Origin of the sequence: Alishewanella jeotgali KCTC 22429 (genome assembly GCF_000245735.1) — a bacterium.
GTDB classification, from domain to species: Bacteria; Pseudomonadota; Gammaproteobacteria; order Enterobacterales; family Alteromonadaceae; genus Alishewanella; species Alishewanella jeotgali.
Genome location: NZ_AHTH01000050.1, coordinates 36,230 through 59,657 on the forward strand (window position 1 = coordinate 36,230; position 23,428 = coordinate 59,657).

A 23,428-nucleotide genomic window follows, 5' to 3' on the forward strand; every position below is an offset into this window, starting at 1 on the left:
TGTCTGCATATATACATTTTAAAGACAAAAAATTGTCTTTAGCAAGGTGAGCAGGATAAATATTTGTCTTGTTTAAATTATGTCATTGAATAAAAAAGACAAATAGTTGTCTTTTTTTTGGTGTTTTCATGGATTCAAACGAGTTTGGAGAGTTCATTAAGGTTGTAAGAGACAAATCTTTGTCCAGACCTGCCATGGCCGAGAAAACCGGGTTGCACGTGAATACGATTAAAGGCTATGAACAAGATGGACGTTTGCCTGATGTGGATTACCTGGCGCAGTTGGCTATAGAAACGGGCCACAGCTTTGCCGATCTGTTAAATAAGCGATTGTTGGCAGGGAAGCTGGGTAAGGTTGCTGAGGATCAGCATCTGATGGTTACAGAACAACAAGAAGCATATTCTATTAGTGTAACTCCTGCAGCGAAGCTTCCCAGGCTTAAGTTGTTTGGTCAGGACCGCTACTTATATATAGATGAGGCTTTGTTACCGGCTAATATCGATTGGCGAGATTTGGTATTGTTTAATATCGAAGATGGCAAAGTCGGTTTTGCGATGATTTCGATAGAAGACCGAGACATCCAGGATGGGGCTAGCTATCTGATTGATTACGGTACTGGCCCGGTAGTTCGAACAATACAGTTTGGCTTAGCTGGGTCAATTGTCCTGGTTGCAGAGGGGCAGGGCGGTGCGCCTTTAACTGTTTCTAGCGACCAACGCGACCTGGTTAAAGTGCATGGCAAGGTTGTTTGTACGATTAGCTATATATAGTGGAAAGTCGGATCTTGGGTTGTTTTCCGATCCGAGTTAGTTTTTCGCGCTTTCCTGTAGGCTATCAGCTTAACCCCTTTTAAATTAAGGGCTGCAGCGAAGTCGGATCATTAAAACTGTAAGTCGGATCAAAGATCCGAGTTAGCCTGGTAAAGTCGGATCTGATATAGCATTAAATTAGCGTTCTTCTGTGGTAGGTTCCCGGCGGCCAAAACCTTATTTAAAAGGGCTTTGAGCGGTTTTAGATAGGTTCATTTGTGTTTACTACTGTGTGCCAGGTGGAAAGTCGGATCTTGGTGAGATTTTTTCCGACTTTCTCAAACTACCCTGCAGCTGTGTTTTTGCGGGTTTTTATCTGAACCCTTATCTGACGTGGCTTTCCCAGTTATTCCCGGCAAATTTTGTTTATTCCCGCTTTCTCATTCTTTCCTATCAGTTACAACTGAGGACTTGGTTCGAACCCTGCGGTTCGACAAATTCGCCGGGAGCGAATTTGGACGCACTTTAGTGCGGCCCGGAGGGCCAGCGCCAAGGATGGCGCTGGCAATCCCTCTCTCGGCCCACGCCAAAAGCGTGGGCCTTATTGTAGCCGCGCGATTAGTTTGAGAAAGTCCGCAGGTTAGTTTGAGAAAGTGCCGACTTGCAACCGCAGGTTAGTTTGAGAAAATTCGGGCAGTCCGGGTGCTTAGCTACTTCATTCACTATTAAGGCCACAGCTGTCGTATGAATAACTCCAGTTTCTGACTGCCTGTGCAATAGCTCCTCCGCTGAGTTCATCAAGCAAAGCAGGTCTGGGTTTGATACCGTTAACGACTTAAATTGCTCTATTCGTTTAAACAAAGCATCGATTTTTAAACAGTCTAAACCCTCTGCGCAAACACCCTTTAAGCTGGCCATAAAACTCCCTTAATGTTAACAGTTCGGGAACAACATATAGCCAGTTGAGGTTCTCGCAACAAATCAGAAGCTGATTAATCGCGCTTTAAATCCTCTCTCAATCTATCGATGCGGTTATCCAGAGAACGGATGTCGGTATCGTATTGCATAGCTACTGCAGACATCTCTTTTGACAGTGACTCTTCCCAGGTGGCACCGGCCAGATTATTTGCAGCTGATTGCTTGGTTCGGCGAAGTTGTGCCATTTTTTGGTCACGCTCTCGCATCTTACGATTGCGCTCAGCAGTTAACCGGGTAATTTCCGTATTGATGTTCCGCTTCCTGATTGACTCGTTAATACGTGCCAATTCAGCTTCATGGTTAGCTGCAGGTTGGGTCGGCCTTGCCGTTTGTGTTACACTATCGTTTACTTGGGGTGGATCAGATTGAACTGAGTTTTCAGTTGAATATTGGGTTAACTCTGCATTATCAGCACAGGGCTGCTGGCTGTATTTTACAACGCCATTGACTTCACACTTATACACCTGTGCATAGGAACACACGGGGAATAACAGCGTGGTGGCAATTAATAGCTTGCGCATAGTGCAACCTCAAGTCCGTTTGTTATGTACCGAAGAATAGTAGCCTTACTGAGTTAAAAGTTCAAAGACTGCTGCCTTTCCGACCACTTAATGCTAAAAACAAGGTCTTGACTTTTTACGATATATAACTGAAAGTTGTCCCGCGTCCTAGGACATAGGACTTTCAGTTGGTGGTTAATATGAAAAGTCAAGATATCGTCGTGCTCTTCAAAATAGAGTCGCTCACACAGCGCTGGATCAATCCTAATCGGTATGATGCAGAGTTGCTTGTACCGCATGATTCGTCTATCGATTGGCTGGGCGATGCTCTTCTGCATAACGATGCGCCACCTGTTGCCTTCACTGAGAGTCTGTTTTCCGTAAGAGCCTTAGAGCAGGACACGGGGATCAGCAAATCTCAAGTTAGCTTAAGTCTAAAACGAATGTTTGACGTAGGCCTAGCAAAAGCCGATCGTAAAACCGGCTTACCCAAAACCAACACTCGTGCGCTGCTTGAATTCATCGCATACGGTATCCAATACGTTTTTCCTGCAAAAGAAGGCGAGGTGACCCGTGGGATCGCCACATCAATTGCTGCGCCGGTTCTGCAAGGTAAGTTAATGACTTCCGGGGAGCTCGCACCAATCTGGCCTTATTTCAAAGGGCAGACTAAAGGTGTGGCTGTTCAACCGTTACATGAAAATATCTTTGCCGCTATTCGAACAGATGATTTAACGTACGCATTATTAGCGCTAACCGATGCTGTTAGGATTGGCCATTCCCGGGAGCGAGGGATCGCTATCGACATGATGCGTAAACTTTTGCGGGTAAGCTCATGAGTAAGATCAATTTCCAAAAAGAGATGCTAGTCCAGGTGGCCACTGCTCTGGATGAATTGCTGCCCCAGGTCGTGTTTATCGGCGGGTGTACCACCGGGCTATTTCTAACTGATGATTTCACCAAAGAGCAGGTTCGATATACCGATGATGTTGACTTAATTGTGCATGCTGGAGGTTTTGGTGCCTGGGCTCAACTTGCTGAGCGTTTGCGGCAATTAGGCTTTCGTGAGTCAATGGAGCAGGACGTTATTTGCACGATGATGCTCGGGCGGCTTAAAGTAGACTTTATGCCGGATGACGACAGAATTCTTGGGTTTAGCAACCGTTGGTATCGTGATGCGATGGCAACTGCTCGGGATTTTACGCTGACTGAGGCGATCACTATTAAGCTCGTCGAGCCGGTTTATTTTGTGGCCACCAAGCTTGAGGCGTATTTAGGGCGGGGAAACGGTGATGCGCTATCCAGCCACGATATTGAGGATTTGATTAATATCTTTGATGGACGCGCAGAAATTGTTGCTGAGGTTAACGCGGTTGATGGGGAGCTTAGAGACTTTATTCGAATTCAGCTTCAAGCGCTGCTTGACGATGCTAATTTTGAGTATGCCGTGCAAAGCGCGACAGGGAACAATAGCGCGCGGGAGTCACTCATTTTTGAACGCATTGAGGCCTGTTTATGAGCGCCGCAGATATCGCTCAGCCTGAAGGCTTTATTGCGTTGCCAGGATCTGCTCAACTGCTTTATGACGATGCGACGGTAATATTTCGCTTTAAAGATCTCTTGTTGTTGGCGATGTTTGATATCTCAACGTCACGCCCCTTGCCAAAAAATATGTTATTAACGACCTTTAAAACGTCTGTCGATGATGCGATAGCCTGCTCTGAACTGGCTACAGAGCCAGTATCATTATTGAACACGCTGCAATGCTTCGCTGGGAAGCTCAATGAGCAGCTAAGCGGCGGATGTGTCAGTATCACGGTGGCGTTTATTGATGCGCAGCGGGTATGGGGCTATTGTGCCGGCGATGTGAGAATGGGCTGTTTGCGAGGAGGTGCTCTGAATTGGCTTTCGCCAGTTCATACCGCGGCGAATGTTTTTGTACCCTTTACTTGAATTAGTCTCGACTTAATCTGACACATCTACTTGAAAAGATGAGAGTTACCAGTTTTGATATGGGTGTCGAATCCGTAATCAAAAACAAAAGGTAACTCTCATGCTGCATACTAACAATCCGATAATTAAACACAAGGCTGGGCTGCTGAATTTAGCTCAGGAGCTTAATAACGTATCAAAAGCCTGCAAGGTTATGGGCGTGTCACGTGACACGTTTTACCGCTATCAGGAGCTTGTCGCTGAAGGTGGTGTCGATGCTCTTATCGATAAAAGCCGTAGAGCACCAAACCTCAAAAACCGTGTGGATGAAACCATAGAAAAGGCGGTTATTGATTATGCTATCGAGTATCCTGCTCATGGCCAGCACCGCACCAGTAATGAGCTGCGTAAACAAGGCGTGTTTGTCTCTGGCAGCGGTGTTCGTTCTATCTGGCTACGACACGATCTGGAGAACTTTAAGAAGCGTTTGAAGGCGCTGGAAGCCAAGGTTGCCGATGAAGGTATACTCCTGACAGATGCGCAAATTACCGCCCTTGAGAAGAAAAAACACGACGATGAAGCCTGTGGTGAGATTGAGACTGCCCATCCTGGCTACCTGGGGTCACAAGATACGTTTTACGTTGGCAACCTGAAGGGTGTTGGCCGGATTTACCAGCAAACTTACGTCGATACCTACTGTAAAGTCGCGCATTGTAAGCTGTATACCACCAAGACGCCGATCACTGCAGCAGACTTACTCAACGACAAAGTACTGCCATTCTATGAGGCTCAGGGCTTGCCTGTGCTGCGCATTCTGACTGACCGGGGTACAGAATACTGCGGCAAAGTAGAACAGCACGATTATCAGCTATATCTGGCGATTAACGACATCGACCACACCAAAACCAAGGCCATGTCGCCGCAAACTAACGGGATCTGCGAACGGTTCCACAAGACGATATTGCAGGAGTTCTATCAGGTTACGTTCCGTAAAAAGCTCTATGGAGACCTAGCCGAGCTACAAAAAGATCTGGACGAATGGCTGGTTTATTACAACAATGAACGAACTCATCAAGGCAAGATGTGCAATGGCAGAACGCCAATGGATACTTTGCTGGATGGAAAGCAGGTTTGGGTGCAGAAAAATCTGACTCAAATCTAATCTGACAGACACCGTGAAAAACTGGTAACTGTCAGATCAAGTCTGAGCTAGTACACTTTACTGACGAGCTAAAATCTTCACCAAGTCGCCATATCTTGACGCGGTGTTTGAAGCTTCACCGCACTTTTCAGCCAGAGTATTTTCAATTCGATCTCCCTGATGATAGCCAGATTGTGTGTGCGACGGATGGATTTTGGTGTGATTCACATTGGGGCAATCCACAAAGCCTGGTAAGTGAGCCATCCCAACGCCCCATCGATGATTGCACGTGTCTGTGGTTTAACCCAAGCGCATTATTGGCAAAAGCTGCGCCGTCGCTGGCACACAATGAGCTGCAATTTATCTCGCAATACGACCACCTTGAGCTCCGTGCTTAATACAAAAAAATCATAACTAAGTTTGGCCGTTTTTACCCAACAAACCTTTCTCTTTGACACCCACCAATTTCCGGCTATGCACTGATTGTGGGATTATGTAGCGGGATACCCAAAATACAAAATAGTCGAACAATAAGATAGCCGTTTTGCTCGACTCCGCCGCCCGAAGAGCGAGTGCCATGGATGGCACGAGTGACAAATTCGCCGGGAGCACAAAATTGTCTGGAACAATTTTGGACCGCGCGAGCGCGGATCCGAAGGACTAAGGCAGGAAAGCCTCAGCGAATTTGGACGCACTTTAGTGCGGCCCCGAAGGGGTTGAGGGCAAGGTCCAAACCCTGCTGCGCTATTATCTCAACCCAAACCGCTTTAACACCTCAGCGCGCTCGGCCGCTGGCAGGGCAGCCAGTTTCTGCTCGGCTCGCTTGTTCAGTCGGATCACCGAACCGCGTTGTAATTGACGTAACTGTTGTGACAACTCCAACTCGCCCTGTGCGGTAAATTGTGGCTGCAATAGGCTACGGCACTCATTTACGCCGGGCGCAAAGCCCAGTTTGCGGGCATAGGCATCTAACTGGCTGCTGGCAACGGCCTGGCTCTGCAACTGACAGTACTCAATATTGGAGTAAACATAGCTGTTATTGCTGGCCAGCGCATTCAGGCTGAACAGGGCGGTCAACGACACCACAGCATTAACTAATAATTTCATCACGATCTCCGGTTAAGTTAGGTAAACTGTGCGCAGTTTAGGCCTACCTTGTGACAGCGCTATGGCGTAAACACGAGATTAATTGTGACAAAAGGATAAGAATTTCTTATGCATGACTTGCCTTATCTGCGCGGCTATCCGGACACGCTGCGCCAGCAGGTGCAGCAACTGCTGGCGGCAGGCAAGCTGGCGGCAACACTGGCCCAGCGCTATCCACAAAGTGGCCACGATATTCAAACCGATAAAGCCCTGTATGATTACACTCAGGTGTTAAAGCGGCAATATATGAAAAGCAGCGAGCCTATCAGTAAAGCCGTATTCGATCCAAAAATCCATATTATTAATAATGCCCTGGGTACCCATACCCAAATCAGCCGGGTGCAGGGTGGTAAGCTGAAAAGTAAAAACGAAATCCGCATCGCCAGTCAGTTAAAGCAGTTGCCCTTGCCGCTGTTAAGAATGGTGGTGGTACATGAACTGGCGCATCTGCGGGAAAAGGAACATAACAAGGCTTTTTATCAGCTGTGTCAGTATATGGAACCGGCTTATCACCAGCTGGAGTTTGATTTACGGCTCTATCTTACCTGGCAGGATAGTGGCAGCGCCGCATAAAAAAGGGCGCCGGGGAAAGACCAACCCCAGGCGCCCCTACCAGGGAAGCGTTAGAAACTTACGGTGTAGCGCAGCGTCCACAAGCGGCCAATCCAGTCATGTACTGAGCTGGCATAGCCATTGGTTGGCGAAGACGCATAAGGTGGCGCCTTGTCGGTCAGATTACGAACCGCCAGGCTAATGCTCTGGTTATCGGTAATGTCGTACCCCAGGCTACCGCTCAACGTGGTCCAGGACTTCACGGTTTCATTGCCGCCAAAGCGGAAATCACCATCGCCCATAGAGCTGACGTAGTGTGCTGACAAGCTGGCTTTCCAATTGCCTGAGCGCCAATCGGTACCAAAATCCGCCACCAGATCCGGCCGGGCAATTTCGTTGGCGCCGGATAAACGGCCCAGCAAATCTTCTTTTGGTGAGTCCGGCGTTAACTGCCGCTCATAATTAAAGGTTTTGGTGCCTGTGGCATAGAACTTAAAGCTGCCGTAATTAGTATCCAGCCGGTAGTTCAGGTTAACGTCGATACCATCAGTTTCCTGACTACCGATGTTATAAAAGCCAGTGCGCAGGAACACCAGTTCGTTGTTCACTACTACACAACCAAAGCTGTCGCCCAGCGCGGCTTCACTGCCGGTTACCGGCACGTCACCACTTAAACAACCACGCAGGGTAGTGATTGAATCGTAGTCAACGATATCGGTATGCCGGTAACGCCAGTAATCCACGGTCAGTTGCAGGCTATCGGTCAGGTTCCACGACATGCCGACGTTTAGGGCCCGCGATTTCTCAGCGTCTAACTCTTTATTGCCGACCCGCTCTTCGTCATAACCAATTTCAACCGGCTGGTTACCGCAGAAGCTGAGGAACGGCTGACCCGGTAAACAGCTGATATAGTTAAAGCCCAGTGATTTACCGGCACCAATTTGCGACAACGACGGTGCTCTGAAGCCGGTACTGGCAGAAGCACGCAGGATCAGATTGTCGGTAGCGCGGTAGCGTAGTGACAGTTTGGGGTTAACATCACTGCCAAAATCGCTGTAGCTGTCGTAACGCAGAGCAGCAATGGCATCCAGTTGTTCGGTTAACGGAATATGCAGTTCTGAATACAGTGCATATTGGTTGCGGTCTGCGGCGGCATCGCTGGCACCGAGCGAATAAACACCGTCGGCGGCGGCAATGGCAGAAGGCTGATCAGAGATTTTCTCACGGCGGTATTCGCCACCGAACACCGATTGCACTGAGCCTGCCGGCATGGTGAAGAGTTCACCGTTTAAGCTGAAATCGACGGATAATACCGTGGAATTGCCTTTGCGTGGTGCCAGCTCGCGCATGCCATCAATGACGCTTTGTGGCGTATCCAGGCCCAGGTTGAACGGGTTGAAACTGCCATTATCAACCGCCTGACGGACTTTGGCGCGCGAGAAATAGCCAGAAACATGACGGATTTCGCTGTCTGACTTACCGTAGCTGACGGCGGTTTCATAACCCCAGTTACCCAGTTCACCCCGTATGCCGGCAAGCGCGCGGTATGCCTGATCGTCAAACTCCTGGCTACGACGCTCCGGGAAGCGGGTACGCAGGCGGATATTATTATTCGGGTTACCATCCAGTGCATTGATAGTTCTGGCCCAGTTTGGCACGAAGGCTGCGCTGCCGGGAACCGTAATATCTAAACCGGCCGGCGCATCGTAGGTAAAACCGGTATTGCGCTGGTACATGGCTTCAGCAAAGAACTCCCGGTTAGCGCCAAGATCATAATAATGATTAACAGTGGTGCCAAAGTTACGGGTCTCTGGCTGAATTGCCCGCTGGATCACGTAATCATAACGGCAGCGGGTATTGCCATTGCTGGTATCCGTTCCACACCAGGGTTCCGGATAGTCACGGCCATCAATAGTGACCCGGGTATTAGACTTAAAGGTGACTTCAACATCGCGGTCTTTGTTAAACAGGGCGTTGCGGTCAAAGTAATCGATGACCACTGTGGTATTGCTGTTTGCGGTGCGAAAGCCGCCGACATAGGTTAAATTTTTGCGGTTAAAATCATGGCTGGAAGTATCATCGCCATACATCACAGACAGTTCATGGCCCTCAAAATCTTTGCGCAGGATAAAGTTAATTACGCCGGCAATGGCGTCTGAACCGTAGACCGATGAGGCGCCGTCAGTTAGGATCTCAACCCGTTCAATGGCTGACATTGGAATGGCATTAACGTTGACAAAGGTATCAGCACCATTGGCAAAGGAGTCAACAGCAACCCGGCGACCATTCACCAGCACCAGCGTTGAGCTGCTGCCCAAACCGCGCAAACTGACGCCAGCTGAACCCGCTGGGGTGCCATCGTTACCGGCAGTACTGCCAATTTCATTAAAGGTACCGGCACTGGCCTGAGGTAAATCACGTAAAAAGCTGCTGATGCTGTCATAGCCGCGGCTGGTCAGTTCATCCCGGCTAAATACCTGTAGTGGGTTAGCGCCTTCCATATCCACGCCCTTGAGGCGTGAACCTGTGACTTCAATCTTCTCAATCTGCGGCTCTTCAGTCGCGGCTTGTTGCGCCATGGCGCTGGCAGATAGCGCCATAGCCACAGCCAGACTCATCCGGGAAAACCGGATCAGGTTGCTTTGCTTCATTTTTATTCCTCTGGATAGTTTTATTGTTTTGACGTTGCCGTTAGCGACAATCGGGTTATAAAAGCTGCGTCAAAGCAAAACCAGCCAAAGAAGCGCGACCATAGGTATGCTGCGGCTAAAACCGGAGACAACACTAAGGAGGAGCGTTATAGATGGACGCCTCTGCCTGACGCAGAGGGAGAACTAATTATTGAACCACTCGGACAGATAATAGGGAGCACAGTAGTAGCCGTAGCGATTGCATGCGCATTTTTGCATTAGCTGCCTCCTGTGATAATGGGTGATGGAAAATCAAACTGTCGCTATAATTCGCCGATCTATCGCAGACTGTCAAGTAAATTTTTTCGCCAAGGGTCCAAACTGCGATTTTACTGTTGCCGGATCATTGCCGGCTGCTCAGGCGATTGCTAGAATCGCAACGCTTTTCATCGCCACGGCTTTACGCCTGTTCGCTTATTAATCGGGGTTGGTATGCGTCGATTTGTCTTACCTGTGATAGTCAGCTTTAGTCTGTATTCTGCCGCCGTGCTGGCCAAGCCTGCAGCAGTGGTATTTAGCAGTGATTTTGAAAAATCGGCCCTTACGCCCTGGCGACAGTTAGGCGAGTGTCAGCTTAGCAGCGAACAACCACGCACCGGACAGCAGGCACTGCGCTGTGCCGCCGGTACCAGCAGTTTATTTAGCCGCGATGCATTAAGTGAACTGGGCTTACTGGAGTTTTGGGTGTTACCTGAAACCGAGTTTACCAGCTACCGCATCCAGATTTTGGTGGCCGAGCGCAATACGGTTGACGCCAATTGGTCACCAGTTGCAGTGATTGAGCATCATGGGGGGAGTGCCGGCTACCAGGCGCACCGCATCTCGGTTGATGATCCGGGCCGTAAGTTTCTGCGGCTGGATATCGAGGCAAATCAGGGGTTTGTGCAACTGGACGATGTGCAGGTAGAGCGCATTCTGCTGGCGACCGCCTTACATAAGAATGAACAGCGCATTATCAGCGGTATCCTCGACAAACTGCGCCGCGACCAGAATATTGAATTGCAATCTGAGTCCTTCCGCACCCTTGGCAGCAATTATGCTGCACAACTGGAGGTGCAGCGGCAGTATCTGGAATATGCCAATGCACTGCACTCCGGGATCTCTTTGGTACTGGCCAGTTCTGAGCGCAATAAAATGTCGAATCCGATGGCCTACGCCACCTTTCGTAATATTATCAGCGATACGCGCCGGGTCAGTTCTAAAATTCAGCAGGCGCGGCTTAACTCAATGATTAAGCCTTTTGGCGATCTGGTTACTGCCACGCTGAATGTGGTGAGTGCCGGTACCTATGCCGCCTTTGCTGAACCCTTTAAATCCTTTCTGGCGGCCAGCTTTGACCGCTCTAATTATCAGAATGCTGGATTAAGCCGTGCCGATCGTAAGTTTGCCGAAGAACACGGGCTGAAGATCTATCAGGATGCCGAGCGTTTTTTAACTGAACTGGAGCGCGAGTTACAACAGGTCAGCCAGTTAGATAGTGAATTAGCGACAATTCAGCGCAATATTGAACTGTTTCGCCGTGATCTGGAGAAGCAGCTACGCGACACCCTGCTGCACGCTAATATCGCCAGTTCGAAAGAAAATATCAGCCGCGTGCTGAGTAAAGATGAAAAAGTGCGGCAAAGTATCAGTAGCGCCGTGGCCGGTAATATCAGTCTGAAAGCCGGCTCTTATCTGAATGACGGTAACAATACCGAGCTGATCCGCTTTGTCCTGAAAACCTCAGAGTTACTGGAGGCGATGCAAAGCTACCGCGACGGTTTTAATCAAATCACCGCGGCGATGCTAACCTACTACGAGCGCTTTGAACGCTCGATTGCTGCTGAGCAAAACCCTTTTACCGAAAAAGCCGATCGGGATGCCTGGGAAAATCATGCCAAAAAAGCCCGTGATTATCTGAAACAATCCCGCGAGTCGTTTAATAAAGCCTACCTGTAAACTGATTAAAAAATAAGCAGTGCTGGTATGGTCCGGCTATACTCAAAACGGACGCTGCGATGAGCGTCCGTTGTCGTCATCTTTAATGCGAGGAATGACTATGAGTGCTTACTTTGCCGAGAGTCAATGGGGCAGGGTGCGTGCCCAGGCCAAGCTGCAGTGGGACAGGATCAGCTATGCCGAATTGGAGCAGGCACGTGGCGATCCGGATTATCTCGCCGAATTAGTGCAGGAACGTTACCAGCTGGATGAGGAAGATGCCCGCCAGTGGGTGCAGGAGTTTTTTGATAGTCTCTGATCCCCAGTTGTCGCTATTATGATAACCGGCCACTGCTACTATTAGCTGGCCGGTTTTTTTTACCGCAGTTTCGCTGACTGATGCTGCCATTTATCGCAAGGTCATGGCGCTGTTGCCGGTTCGCCTCGCCTGGGGCGCCGATTTAGGTATAATGCCCGCTGATTCAGGCGATAAAGAGGACGATACCTTGTTAAAAGCAACTCTGGCAATTGTGCTGTTATCCGGCAGTTTGCTGGCTACAGCGGCAGAACCTCGTACCATGGAAAGAACCATGAAGACCATGGGGTTTGCCTTTAAACTGGCGAATGAGGCCGCGACGCCGGTTGAAGCCTTACCTCATTTGGAGAAACTGTTTCGTTTAACCGAAGACGCCAAGCAGGTGGCCATGCCGGCCGATAAAGCCGCCGTATTTCAGGAAGGTTTGGATAAGGTATTGGCTGAACTGACCTTAGCGAAGCAGGCTGCTGCCGCTGATGATGCCGCTAAACTGCAACAGCACCTGACACAGGTGGCCCAGTTGCGTGAGCGTTATCATAAAGAACGGCGTTTTAGCTTGTGGAAACTGATCTTTGGCCGTTTTTAAAAGCGCCATGGTGTTCAGCCTGGGCTCAGGCTGCGGGACCTATAGTTAGTTCGAACCTGCAGCAAAGGAGCTTAGAGATGAAAGCCAAGCAAAGCAAGCAACCGCTCGCAGAGCGTTATTATTATCAGCCTCACACTGTTGATCTTAGCCGACAAGAACGGCGGGCACTGAGTTTAGTCTGGTCAGAGCCGGATGAAGTCAGGCCGCTGGGCAGTGCAGAGAAAGGCGGTACAGAACAGGACACCGAACACTGTGCAGTGCTCGGTTATAACTGAGTTAGTCTTTAGCCCGGCTGATGCCGGGCTAAAGACTGACGTTTCAGGCTCAGGCCAGACCAACGTAGACGTTTTGCACGTCATCGTCGTTATCGATAGCGTCTAAAAAGGCTTCTACTTCGGCGCGGGCTGCGTCATCCAGGCTTACCGGGTTATTGGCGCGGTAAACCAGTTTGGCTGAATGTACATCATAACCAAACTCTGGTAGCGCTTTGGCAACGGCATCCAGATCGGTGCTTTCGGTTAAGAAAATCACTTCACCGTCTTCGCCTTGTTCAAAATCCTGTGCGCCGGCTTCAATGGCGGCCAGCTCCATGTCGGCATCGGCTGACGTGGGCACGCCTTCAATTTGTCCGAGATGTTTAAAATCCCAGGATACTGAACCTGAACTGCCAAGTTGGCCTTTGCGGAATAAGATGCGCATACTTTGGGCGCTGCGGTTTTTGTTGTCGGTTAAACACTCGACAATAACCGGCACCTGGTGCGGGGCGAAACCCTCGTAAACCACGGTCTCGTAGTTTACCGGGCCATCCAGCAGGCCCGCACCTTTTTTAATTGCCCGCTCCAGCGTATCTTTTGGCATCGACGCCTTTTTGGCCGCTTCAATTGCCGAGCGTAATTTGGCGTTCATGCTTGGATCGGCACCATTGCGCGCGGCAACCATAATTTCTTTGGCAAGTTTGGTAAAAATACGACCTCTGGCATTGGCCGCATCCATTTTATGCTTGGTTTTCCACTGGGCACCCATAACGCATTCCTGTTAAGCTGAAGAAAAATTTCGGTCGGCTAGTCTAGCGAATTGCAGCCATCGGCTGCAACCGCAGACTGGGGTTTTTTAATCTGGCTAGCCGTTGTTGCCGTAAAGCCTATTTTAATTTTTGAGAGCAGGTATGAATTTAGCGCATATCCGGGCAGTCGCCTTTGATCTGGATGGGACTCTGGTCGACTCGCGATTGGATTTTGCGGCGATATGTCAGGATATTGGCTGGCCAGAAGGAACGCCTTTACTGGAGCGGTTGGCTGAACTGGGTGATTGTGCTGAGGCCCGCCGCGCCGCGCAGATTATCTATCAGCATGAAATGCGCGGCGCCGAGCAGGCGTCCTGGATGCCGGGCGCGGCGGCATGTCTGCAGCATCTTATTGCGCAGCAGCTGCCGTTGGCGATTCTAACTCGTAATATGCGTGATGCCACCCGCTTAATGCTACAACGGTTGCAGATCCCGGTATCGCTGGTATTAACCCGGGAAGACTGCGCGGCCAAGCCGGATCCGGCCGGCTTGCATAGCATCGCTGAATACTATGCCATCCCTTGTCAGCAGCTGTTGTACGTTGGGGACTATCTCTTTGATCTGCAAACTGCCAGTAACGCCGGCGCCTGGTCTTGCTTGTATCTTAATGATACGAATCAGCATTTCAAACCACTGGCCCACTATCATATTCAGCACTTTAACGAGTTGGCCCAGGCGTTTTAGTAGGCAAATGGTTAATCAGCCAGCAACGGTTGTTATTCCGCACCGGGCGCACTATAGTGGTTGTATAAGAACAACCTGAAAAAAAGGTGCAGAGTGCTGGCGCGGTTAAAGGACAATTTCTATCTGGCAATGATTAGCCTGGTCGGCCTGATAATCACATTATTTGTTACACCTTATGCAATTTACCGGCTAAGTACCGGTAATCTGATTGTGGGTATCGCTGACTTATTGATCGTGTCGTCTGCTATTGCCGCTGTGATTTACGCCTGGCGCACCGGTGATACGGTGCGCCCCGGTAAGTTTCTGGCGGTGGTGTTTTGTGCCGGAGCCGTTATTGTCTGCCTGAACCTGGGCATCAGTGGTGTATTCTGGATTTATCCGCTACTGGTGTTTATCTTTTTTCTGGCCGCGCCACTGACCGCAGTTCTGCTGTCAATGGCGATGCTTGGGGTATTAATTGCTACCGATTTGCTGTGGCCAACTACCATTTTTGAAAGCCACTATCAACTGACGGCCTTTGCGGTCACGGCCTTTATCTCCAGCTTTTTCGCCTATGTGTTTGCCTATCGTACCCAATTACAACGCAACGAACTAAAACAGCTGGCCAGCATTGATAGCCTGACTGGCGCCGGTAATCGTCATACTTTAAATGCCGAACTGGAGCTGGCGGTACAGTTAAAACAAAAACTGGGTAGCCGTTTTGGCGTGATCCTGTTTGATTTGGACCATTTTAAGCAAATTAATGATAACTATGGCCACCGCATTGGTGACGATATGTTGATCCGTTTGGTGCCGCTTATTGCCAGTACGCTAAGACAAAGTGATCGGGTCTTCCGCTATGGCGGCGAGGAGTTTCTGGTGTTACTGCGTGATATGCAAGCGGAGGATTTGCCCTTGCTGGCTGAAAAAATCCGCCAGCGGGTAGAAGCGCAATTACTGCTGCCAGATGGCAAGGCGGTGACCTTGTCGGCAGGCACCGCCATGTTACAAACGGCGGAAGATTGGGAGCAATGGTTGCACCGGGCGGATATGGCACTGTATCAGGCCAAACATCAGGGCCGCAACCAGGTGGTTGCAGCCTGATTTTATTACGGAACCGGGCAACCGGCCTGCGGCCGTAGCAATGGCATTAACAGCGGCGACATGCCATTAAGTACCTGCAGTGGCAGTGCCGAGGTAAAGAAATACTCTTCAGCGGCGTTACCCGGCAGATAAACCGAAATTACCCCAAAATGCCGCTCTCCCAGATAGAATGCGAAAGTAGCAGTGCGGTTCAAGGCCCGCGACTGCACGGTTTCGCCGCGGCTGTTGACGGTACTGATCCTGTTATCACCAGTGCCGGTTTTACCGCCAATCAGCGGCAGTTGCGGTGCATTCGGTAAGCTAAAGTACTGTTGTAAACGCCGGCCCGTGCCTTGCTGTACAACCCCGGCCAGATTTTCTCTTAGGACCTGTGCCACCTCAGGCAGCATAACCCGTTCCATTTCGACTTCGGTGCGGGCCAGGCTAACGGCATAGGGCGTATCGCGACCAAAATCCAATGATTCAACACGGAACATCGGTAAACGGCGGCCGCCGTTTTGGATAATGCCCATCAACTCCGCTAACGCGGCCGGACGATCGCCTGAGCTACCCAGCGCAGTCGCCAGAGACGGGACCAGGAAGTCGAATGGATAACCCAGCCGTTGCCAGCGCTGATGAATATCCCAGAAGGCTTCAATTTCCAGCATAGTGCGAATGCGGTTATCCCGGGCGCTACGGGACTGAGTGCGGAACAGCCACTGATAGGCCTGTTGGCGTACATCAGCACTTAAACTGATGGCCTCCGACAGCGTCGGATTGGGTTGTTGCTGTAAATAACCGAGTAACCATAATTCCAGCGGGTGACTGCGGGCCAGATAAGCCTGATCCGGTAAACTGAACTCGGTCGGCGCATATTTGCGGTACAGTTGCCGCCACTGCGCAACCGTTAGCGGGTTATCGGCAAAGCGTTGTTGCATAAAGCGGATAAAGTCCGCCTCGTTGACATCCGGGTAGATAAACCGATAGCCGGCGCTTAAGCGGTCCGGGGTTTGCCGTAAGCCATTTAAGAACACTTCCAGCCGCTGCTCAGTCGTTAAGCGGTGGTACTTACGCCAGAAGCGTTGTAAAAAGCTAACCCCTTCTTTATCGGCAAAGCGACGTAGATACTGATCACGGCGCGGATCATTATCATTTTTCAGTAGCTGATAACTGCTACTTTCACCGTGATAAATACTGTAGTTAACAATTTCCTGGGTTAAACGAACAAAGGGTAGGTTAATCGACTCATACAACGCCTGTCGCATTGTCGGCACCATCCGATCTTCCTCGCGGCGGAAGTTGCTAAAGGTATGCAGGCCGCCACCGGTAAAGAAACTCATCCGTGGATCGGCTGAAAATTCACGGTCCATCGCCGCGTTGAGCATCGTCAGTAAAGTCACACCGGGGTTTGCAATCAGATAATTAATCGCCCATTGCGATAATTGATCCTGCGGTGCAATTTCCAGTAATGCCAGCGAACTGACCGGTTGCTCAGAATAAGTCTGATGCAGCTCAGCAACGATTTCCAGATAAGTAGTCAGCATCCGTAACTTGGCGGTAGAGCCCAGTTCCAGCTTGCCACCTTCATTTAAATCAAAGGGTTGCTCAGCATGGTTATCGGTTTGTACCCGCAGCTTATTGCCGGTGGGCGTGCTCTCATACAGGGTAAAGCTGTATTTTACGCCGCGCAGCTGGTCTTCCCGTAATAAGCGCGGGCCGATAATACCGGCTTGCTGGGCCGGTGCTAATTGCTCCAGCCGCTCCAGATAGCGTTTAATTTGTTGTTGCAGCGCCAGATCCAGGGTGGTTTGTACCGTCAGATCCAAACGATCGGTTTGGTACAGGGTGCGCTCCAGCAAGGCTGCAATACGGTTACGCACCAGCAGTGCGGTTTTGTCCAGCTGTGGCCGTGGTGTTGTGGCAGCGCTTTGGAAGCTCAGCCGCTGCGCCATTGCCTGCTCCAGCCAGTTTTGGTTGATAATATTGGCCTGGCGCAGTAAGCGTAAATGGCTGTCGACCAGCTGCTCCAGCTCGGCGCGGCCTTGCAACAGATAAAAGCTTGGCCGGCGCTGGGCAATAATCAGCGCCATAACCTGCCGTAATGCTAAGCCATGAGCCGGCGTCGCCGTACTGTCTTTTAACAGCTGATTGACCCGGGCCGGATCGGCACCAAACCAGGCGTGCAGACCATCGGCCATACCATGCACCTCGCCGGCTTGCGGTGTCGCTGCCAGCGGTACCGTATTGATATAATCCAGCGCAATTTGTTTGCGCCTTTCCATGGTTTCCCGGGCTGGCTGATAAGCGCGCACCGATGCTGAGACCATCTGCTGCAGCTTATCCAGGGCGTCGGCGGTGAAGCCTTGATTAGAGTGCCGGTATTTTTCAATTTGCGTTGCCAGCGTACTGCCACCCGCTGCCGCCGCATCGCGTCCGAGCAGCTTTTTGGTTTGCGCCAGCACCGCAGCACCCAGGCGAGACCAGTCTACAGCAGGGTTGGCAAAGGGCGTTACCTGGAACAGGTCACGGTTTTCGACATAGAGTAGGGCTCGCAATAATAATGGCGCGACGTCGTCAAAATGTGGGTATTGAAACTCCGGCTTATGAAAGCTAAACAGTGCATCCTGACGGCAATCAAAAATTTGCAGGCCCCACTGGCTTTTTTGAGCGTAGGGTGGATAAAAGCCCCAGTCGGCATAGCGTTGCAGTGCCGGTGAAAAGCGGCTTTGCTCTGTAATGCTATAGCCTTGTTGTTGCAGGCTACTCAGCCAGTGCGGCAGATTGCTGTAGCCAGCACGCTGGTCAAAAGGACCGCCTTGCGGATAAACCGGTGCTTCGTCTTCAGGTGCCGGCCCCTTGCCCTGACTAAAGGTCAGCTGCTGCGCCAGATAGTGCCAGACTTTAGATTGCAGCACACTGCTGCGCATTTCCTGATAGGCCAGGCCCGCCAGTAAAATCAGCAACAATAACCAGAGCAACCATTTTAGCGGCCGCCAGTTAATAGGTTGTTTGGGGCCTGTCGCTGCCGGGCGGGCGCGCGGCGCGGCGTTATCCCGAACATTATCGAAATTGCGCCGATTAATTAGTGGTGGCGCGTCTAAAGGTGCATCACCTAGTCGGGGTTCAACCCTTTGCTGATCTGACATAATCTGACTTACTGCACTTCCTGTGGATTAAGCTGTTGGGCTCTGGCTAAGCGCTCAGGATCGGCAGTTAGCTGCCAGCCCTGTAAATTATCAATAATAAGCTGGCTTAGAGCCTGGATATGGTCCGGTCGATCATTTAGCGCGCTGATATATTCATAGCGCTTACCGCCGGCATGTTCAAAGTATTCTTTATTTTCTTCGCCAATTTCTTCGATGGTTTCCAGACAATCGGCGGAGAAACCCGGGCAAAATACCTGCACCGAACTGACTCCTTGTGCCGGTAAGGCCTTTAAGGTTTCATCGGTATAGGGTTTCAGCCATTCTTCACGGCCGAAGCGTGATTGAAAGGTGGTTACATACTGCTCGGGCTTAAGCTGTAACGCTTCAGCAATCAGCCGCGAGGTTTTATAACACTCGCAGTGATAGGGATCGCCGTTCATTAAATAGCGTTTCGGGATGCCATGATAAGAAAATAGCAACTTATCGGCCTGACCATGCTGCTGCCAGTGTTCTCTGATACGGTTGGCACAGGCGGCAATATAGGCCGGATAATCATGATAATGGCTGATAAAGCGCAGCTCGGGCAGCCAGCGCCGCTGCATAAAATCGCGTGCTAACTCGTCAAAGCTTGAGGCCGAGGTCGAAGCTGAATACTGTGGATACAAGGGTAGGACAATCAACTTGCGGACCCCTTGTTGCATCATCCGCTCAAGAACTGACTGAAAACTGGGGTTGCCGTAGCGCATGGCAAAGTCGACCACCAGATCCGGATAGCCCCGTGTTGCCAATTCGGCAGCCACAGCTTTAGTTTGACTGACAGTATGAAACAGTAGCGGCGAGCCTTGGTCAGTAAATACCGTTTGATAAGCCTTGGCCGAGCGGCGCGGCCGGATATTTAAAATGACGCCATTTAAAATAAACCACCACAACAGGCGCGGCACTTCAACGACCCGGGGATCGGATAGAAACTGCTTTAAGTAGCGTTTTAATGCTTTTGGGTTAGCTTCATCCGGTGTACCGAGGTTGGTTAACAATACCCCGATCTTATCGGCTCTGGCGTGACTAAAATCTTTACTATTAATAAATCCCATAAGACGCTGTGCTCCTGATTATACTTAAGCCGGCATTACGGCGAAGGAGCCCCGTTAGATCGCCCGGCTTTAAAGTGATCTTAGCAGTTTCAGCTGCGTAAACCTATGACTGAAACAGAATATTTAGCATCACTGGTCAGACCGCACTCCGGTACCGGTACGAGGTCTAACCTGTTAAGGTGTAATAGATATCAGGGAGAACTGAATGCGTAGAATCCTCGTTTTTTTGCTGGCAGTGTTATTGGCGGCCAGTGCCGGCTCTATGATCCAAAGCCTGGTGAATCTGCAGGCCATCGCCGCACTGGCAGGGCCCGTTGCCACCGCTGATCAACTGAGTACCCTCTGGTTTGATTTAAGGCACTTTATGCCAGTACTGGCGGCGATTTTCCTGCCTATTATGTTGTTGAGTTTAATCGCCGCCCGGTTACTGCTTAACCGCACACCTTTGATTAAAGCCCCTACGGTGTTTGCTATTACCGTCCTTGCCACCTGGCTGGCGTTATCTGTAATTAATCAGCTGGCACCGATGCCCACCCTAATAGCATTAAACCGCACCTTAGCAGGCACCCTGATGTTGCTTGCCTGCAGTGGTCTGGGCGCTGTTTTCTATCATTATTTTAGTCGTAGCAGGAGTGTTTCATGAGCCTGAACCGCACCTTATTGCTTTCTCTGGCGTTAAGTTTGTCGCCAAACCTGATTGCCGCAGCATCTTTAGCAACCGAGCCAAAAGTTCAAATCCTGGCTGAAGGATTGGAATTTCCCTGGTCACTCAGTTTTTTGCCCTCTGGCGGCTTTTTGCTAACTGAGCGCAGCGGTCAGTTAGTCACCCTGGGTAGCGATGGTCAGGTGTTGCAAAAGTTGGATGTTAACTTACCGGATCTCTATGCCGCTTCACAGGGGGGCTTATTAGAGGTGCTGCTCGCTGAGGATTTCGCACAAAGTGGCCGTCTTTTTTTAAGCTATGTCTGCGGCACGGCTAACGCCAACAGTGTTTGTCTGGCCAGTGCCAACTGGCAGGACAATCAGCTGACTGATGTAAAACAAATTTTCCGGGCAACTCCGGATCGGCGTGGTGCGGCGCACTATGGCGGCCGGATGGTGCAGCTACCGGATCAAAGCCTGGTACTGACCTTAGGTGATGGCTTTGATTATCGTGAGCAAGCCCAGAATAAAGCCAATCATCTGGGGAAAATCGTACGTTTGCAGCAGGATGGCAGTGTGCCAGCGGATAACCCCTTTGTCGGGCAAGCGGCTGTTGCCGCCGAGATTTTTACGCTCGGGCATCGAAATGTGCAGGGCATTGTCTATGATGCAGCAACCGGTAAATTGTGGAGTCACGAACATGGTCCCAAAGGTGGCGATGAGCTGAACCTGCTACAAGCCGGTGTTAATTACGGCTGGCCGGTGGCGACCACAGGTATTGATTATACCGGCGCCCGGATTTCCCCCTTTACCCGCTTTACTGGAATGGCTGAGCCGGTATATCAGTGGTCACCTTCGATTGCCCCAGCCGGGATGACGCTGTATCGCGGCGAGGCTTTCCCGCAGTATCAGGGCAATATCTTGATTACGGCTTTAGCGGGCAAGGCTTTGCACCGGTTGGTACTGGACGGTGATAAGGTGGTGGAGGAAGAAAAGCTGCTCACTGAACTCGACAGCCGTTTGCGTGATGTGCGCACCGGTCCTGACGGCTTAATCTATATTCTGACCGACGGCCCAGCCGGCAAGTTACTGCGCCTAACCCCGCAGTAACTTATCCACAGCACTCCCATTTTTTCCGCAAAATCAGGGTCTGACCAGTTTATCCACAGCACTATATGAACGCCTCCTTTGCAAGGGTTTTTAACGTGTGCTGAGTTTGGATGGGCTGCGGCACTATATCCGGTCTTATTAATGCGGGGCGCGCCCCCGCTGACCCTAATGATTTCCGCGACTTTAGTCCTTACACTCCGGACGGTATTTAAACCCTTGCTGTGCCCAGGTTACTAAAGTATGGTCTTACCAATTTTCATCACACGTCAGGCGCCCTGACAAATCGTTGCGAACGTTTTCGCGCTAAACAGTTTTACATCATTTATCGTTAATCATTATGGTTAACCGGCTTCGATTAACTCACCTGTGAATACAGGTTCTCGTCGTACTCGACGTCTTTGCTTAACAATGCCCAAACAACTCTGGCTGTTTTATTGGCTAACGCCAGAAGTACCACATTCTTTGGCCTACGAATAAGGAGCCCCTGCAACCACTCACTTGGGTGTTTATTATGTGTGATGGCCGAGCGGGCGCCGTGTACCAATAAGGTCCGCACATAGGTATCGCCCCGTTTGCTAATGCCATGAAGCTTTACTTTGCCGCCTGAGCCCGTTTGTTTCGGGACTAAGCCCAACCAGGCGGAGAGCTCACGTCCTGATTTAAACTGGCTGACATCACCTACGGTGGCAACAATAGCCGTCGCACTTAATACGCCAATACCCGGCACCTTACCCAGCCGCTGACATTGCGGACAACGCTTAAAGTAAGCCGTAATGTGCTGCTCTAACCCGGCAATATCCTCATCCAGTTTGTTGATATAGGCCAGGCGCTCATATAACCGGTCAACGAATTCCTTGGGAACACTTTGTGATAACGTCTCCAGGCAGCCGGCTATCTCACGTTTAAAAGCCGCTCTGCCTTTCGCTATGACCAGTCCAAACTCAGCCAAAAAGCCTCTTACTGCATTGATGCTACCCGTACGGGTTTTTATCAGATACTCGCGCATCCGGTGTGCCGCGAGTGCTGCTTGCTGCTCAACACTTTTTACTGCCACAAAACGCATCTGGGGTTGCTGTACTGCGGTCCAAATCGCCTGAGCATCGACCATGTCATTCTTATTGCCAATAACAAAGGGTTTGACTTTATGGGCAGCAATTAACCGTACCTGGTGCCCCATCTGCTGAAAACAGCGGCCCCAGTGATGCGCACCACTGCAGGCTTCCATGGCAATCAGTGATGACGTCTTATTGCTGAACCACTCCAAAAAGTGCTGTCGTTTCACCTTCTCTGAGCGCGCTTTGCCTGCTTTGTCTACCCAGTGGATTTGAAAAACATCTTTTGCAATATCAACGCCGAATACATTAAGCTTCATCTCGGATACCCCTGCTGTCTGTCGTTAATAACGACCATTTTGGCACACGATGCCGTGACCAGGGGTATCCATCTTTTCAGATAACCGCCCCTGACGCTTTAGTGGAGGCGTTCATATTATTCTCCGGTACCAGTCTGACCAGTTAGTGCTGATGGCCACCTTCACCATGGGCGTGGCCATGCGCGATTTCTTCTGCGGTCGCCTCACGTACGCTCAGCACTTCGAGTGCGAAGGTTAGGGTTTTGCCGGCCAGTGGGTGATTGGTATCGACTTCCGCCTTAAACATACCCACTTTGACGATAGTCACCTGACGCTCGCCCTGATCGGTGTTAACCCAGGCCACCATGCCAGGTTTCCACTTTTTAGCCCCCCGCAAATGTTTAACCTGCACGCTCTGGATCGCATCGTCGCGACGTTCACCATAGGCATCACCTGGCGCCAGCGTAATTTCAAGCGTATCGCCGGCAGTCTTACCTTCCAGCGCCGCTTCTAATTTTGGCAACATTTGATTATGGCCATGCAGATAGAGCAGGGGCGCGGCTTTGCGCGAGCTCTCCAGCTCGCCTGAGGCATCGCTTAGGGTGTAGTGGAATTGCACAACGGCATTGTTGGTAATTTGCATAATGATAAGTCTGTTAGCTGATAAAAGTGGCGCCATTATATGATATCCACCCACAGATAACAGCGTTCGCTGCGACTCAGGCGCCAAAGTGAACTGGTATGACCGGTACCGGAGACCTGTGGATAAACA

General features: G+C 50.5%; 22 protein-coding genes. 14 read left to right on the plus strand and 8 right to left on the minus strand.

Annotation, left to right across the window (positions count from 1 at the left end; translation table 11 throughout):
- The first annotated feature begins 128 nt into the window (after positions 1–128).
- Positions 129–770, plus strand: a complete 642-nt coding sequence (locus tag AJE_RS16035; protein ID WP_138984253.1) for a helix-turn-helix transcriptional regulator — start codon at positions 129–131, stop codon at positions 768–770.
- Between the two features lie 971 nt (positions 771–1,741).
- Here the strand turns inward: AJE_RS16035 and AJE_RS16045 are convergent.
- Complete coding sequence (locus tag AJE_RS16045) at positions 1,742–2,248, minus strand: DUF4124 domain-containing protein (protein ID WP_008607912.1); 507 nt, start codon at positions 2,246–2,248, stop codon at positions 1,742–1,744.
- Between the two features lie 179 nt (positions 2,249–2,427).
- Between AJE_RS16045 and AJE_RS16050 the strand changes: the two genes are divergently transcribed.
- The 4 genes from AJE_RS16050 to AJE_RS16065 all read left to right on the plus strand — a co-directional run bounded on the left by AJE_RS16050 (position 2,428) and on the right by AJE_RS16065 (position 5,321).
- Positions 2,428–3,066, plus strand: coding sequence for a hypothetical protein (locus tag AJE_RS16050; protein ID WP_008951725.1), 639 nt, complete (start codon positions 2,428–2,430; stop codon positions 3,064–3,066).
- Positions 3,063–3,746 (plus strand): hypothetical protein, encoded by a 684-nt coding sequence (locus AJE_RS16055; RefSeq protein WP_008951726.1) that lies wholly within the window; start codon positions 3,063–3,065, stop codon positions 3,744–3,746. Before AJE_RS16050 ends, AJE_RS16055 begins: the two co-directional genes overlap by 4 nt.
- On the plus strand, positions 3,743–4,180 hold the full coding sequence (locus AJE_RS16060) for a hypothetical protein (protein WP_008951727.1): 438 nt from the start codon (positions 3,743–3,745) through the stop codon (positions 4,178–4,180). Before AJE_RS16055 ends, AJE_RS16060 begins: the two co-directional genes overlap by 4 nt.
- 100 nt (positions 4,181–4,280) lie before the next feature.
- A complete protein-coding gene (locus tag AJE_RS16065; protein WP_008950454.1) occupies positions 4,281–5,321 on the plus strand; it encodes an IS481 family transposase in 1,041 nt (346 codons plus the stop codon).
- Between the two features lie 726 nt (positions 5,322–6,047).
- Here AJE_RS16065 and AJE_RS16070 read toward each other — a convergent pair.
- On the minus strand, positions 6,048–6,407 hold the full coding sequence (locus tag AJE_RS16070) for a hypothetical protein (protein ID WP_008951728.1): 360 nt from the start codon (positions 6,405–6,407) through the stop codon (positions 6,048–6,050).
- Positions 6,408–6,515: 108 nt separating this feature from the next.
- On the opposite strand from AJE_RS16070, the gene AJE_RS16075 reads away from it, so the two are divergent.
- A complete protein-coding gene (locus tag AJE_RS16075; RefSeq protein ID WP_008951729.1) occupies positions 6,516–7,019 on the plus strand; it encodes a YgjP-like metallopeptidase domain-containing protein in 504 nt (167 codons plus the stop codon).
- A gap of 50 nt (positions 7,020–7,069) precedes the next feature.
- On the opposite strand, the gene AJE_RS16080 is transcribed toward AJE_RS16075, so the two are convergent.
- Positions 7,070–9,649, minus strand: a complete 2,580-nt coding sequence (locus AJE_RS16080) for a TonB-dependent receptor (protein ID WP_008951730.1) — start codon at positions 9,647–9,649, stop codon at positions 7,070–7,072.
- Positions 9,650–10,120: 471 nt separating this feature from the next.
- On the opposite strand from AJE_RS16080, the gene bdpA reads away from it, so the two are divergent.
- From bdpA to AJE_RS16100, 4 genes are all read left to right on the plus strand, one after another.
- Positions 10,121–11,626 (plus strand): BAR domain-like protein A BdpA, encoded by a 1,506-nt coding sequence (gene bdpA, locus AJE_RS16085; protein ID WP_008951731.1) that lies wholly within the window; start codon positions 10,121–10,123, stop codon positions 11,624–11,626.
- A 100-nt stretch (positions 11,627–11,726) separates the two neighbouring features.
- Complete coding sequence (locus AJE_RS16090) at positions 11,727–11,924, plus strand: hypothetical protein (protein ID WP_008607926.1); 198 nt, start codon at positions 11,727–11,729, stop codon at positions 11,922–11,924.
- Positions 11,925–12,075: 151 nt separating this feature from the next.
- The gene (locus AJE_RS16095; protein WP_039928945.1) at positions 12,076–12,507 is read left to right on the plus strand and encodes a cytochrome b562; all 432 of its coding nucleotides are present in this window, start codon (positions 12,076–12,078) and stop codon (positions 12,505–12,507) included.
- A 77-nt stretch (positions 12,508–12,584) separates the two neighbouring features.
- Positions 12,585–12,782: a hypothetical protein gene (locus AJE_RS16100; RefSeq protein ID WP_008607928.1), complete on the plus strand. Its 198-nt coding sequence runs from the start codon at positions 12,585–12,587 to the stop codon at positions 12,780–12,782.
- Between the two features lie 49 nt (positions 12,783–12,831).
- On the opposite strand, the gene AJE_RS16105 is transcribed toward AJE_RS16100, so the two are convergent.
- Positions 12,832–13,530: a YebC/PmpR family DNA-binding transcriptional regulator gene (locus AJE_RS16105; RefSeq protein ID WP_008951733.1), complete on the minus strand. Its 699-nt coding sequence runs from the start codon at positions 13,528–13,530 to the stop codon at positions 12,832–12,834.
- 142 nt (positions 13,531–13,672) lie between these two features.
- On the opposite strand from AJE_RS16105, the gene AJE_RS16110 reads away from it, so the two are divergent.
- Positions 13,673–14,254 carry an HAD family hydrolase gene (locus AJE_RS16110; protein ID WP_008951734.1) on the plus strand — a complete coding sequence of 194 codons (582 nt, stop codon included), beginning with the start codon at positions 13,673–13,675 and terminating at the stop codon, positions 14,252–14,254.
- A 93-nt stretch (positions 14,255–14,347) separates the two neighbouring features.
- A complete protein-coding gene (locus tag AJE_RS16115; RefSeq protein WP_008607931.1) occupies positions 14,348–15,337 on the plus strand; it encodes a GGDEF domain-containing protein in 990 nt (329 codons plus the stop codon).
- Between the two features lie 5 nt (positions 15,338–15,342).
- Here the strand turns inward: AJE_RS16115 and AJE_RS16120 are convergent, their stop codons facing one another.
- Positions 15,343–18,462 (minus strand): transglycosylase domain-containing protein, encoded by a 3,120-nt coding sequence (locus AJE_RS16120; protein WP_008951735.1) that lies wholly within the window; start codon positions 18,460–18,462, stop codon positions 15,343–15,345.
- A gap of 8 nt (positions 18,463–18,470) precedes the next feature.
- On the minus strand, positions 18,471–19,553 hold the full coding sequence (hemH, locus tag AJE_RS16125) for a ferrochelatase (protein ID WP_008951736.1): 1,083 nt from the start codon (positions 19,551–19,553) through the stop codon (positions 18,471–18,473).
- Between the two features lie 205 nt (positions 19,554–19,758).
- Between hemH and AJE_RS16130 the strand changes: the two genes are divergently transcribed.
- Positions 19,759–20,196, plus strand: coding sequence for a hypothetical protein (locus AJE_RS16130; RefSeq protein WP_008951737.1), 438 nt, complete (start codon positions 19,759–19,761; stop codon positions 20,194–20,196).
- Entirely contained in the window at positions 20,193–21,305 is a 1,113-nt protein-coding gene (locus AJE_RS16135) for a PQQ-dependent sugar dehydrogenase (protein WP_008951738.1), read from the plus strand. Before AJE_RS16130 ends, AJE_RS16135 begins: the two co-directional genes overlap by 4 nt.
- A gap of 355 nt (positions 21,306–21,660) precedes the next feature.
- Here AJE_RS16135 and AJE_RS16140 read toward each other — a convergent pair whose 3' ends face one another.
- Both AJE_RS16140 and AJE_RS16145 read right to left on the minus strand, forming a co-directional pair.
- Positions 21,661–22,677 (minus strand): IS110 family RNA-guided transposase, encoded by a 1,017-nt coding sequence (locus AJE_RS16140; RefSeq protein WP_008951603.1) that lies wholly within the window; start codon positions 22,675–22,677, stop codon positions 21,661–21,663.
- Positions 22,678–22,819: 142 nt separating this feature from the next.
- Positions 22,820–23,299 carry an FKBP-type peptidyl-prolyl cis-trans isomerase gene (locus tag AJE_RS16145; RefSeq protein WP_237709384.1) on the minus strand — a complete coding sequence of 160 codons (480 nt, stop codon included), beginning with the start codon at positions 23,297–23,299 and terminating at the stop codon, positions 22,820–22,822.
- Positions 23,300–23,428: the final 129 nt, after the last annotated feature.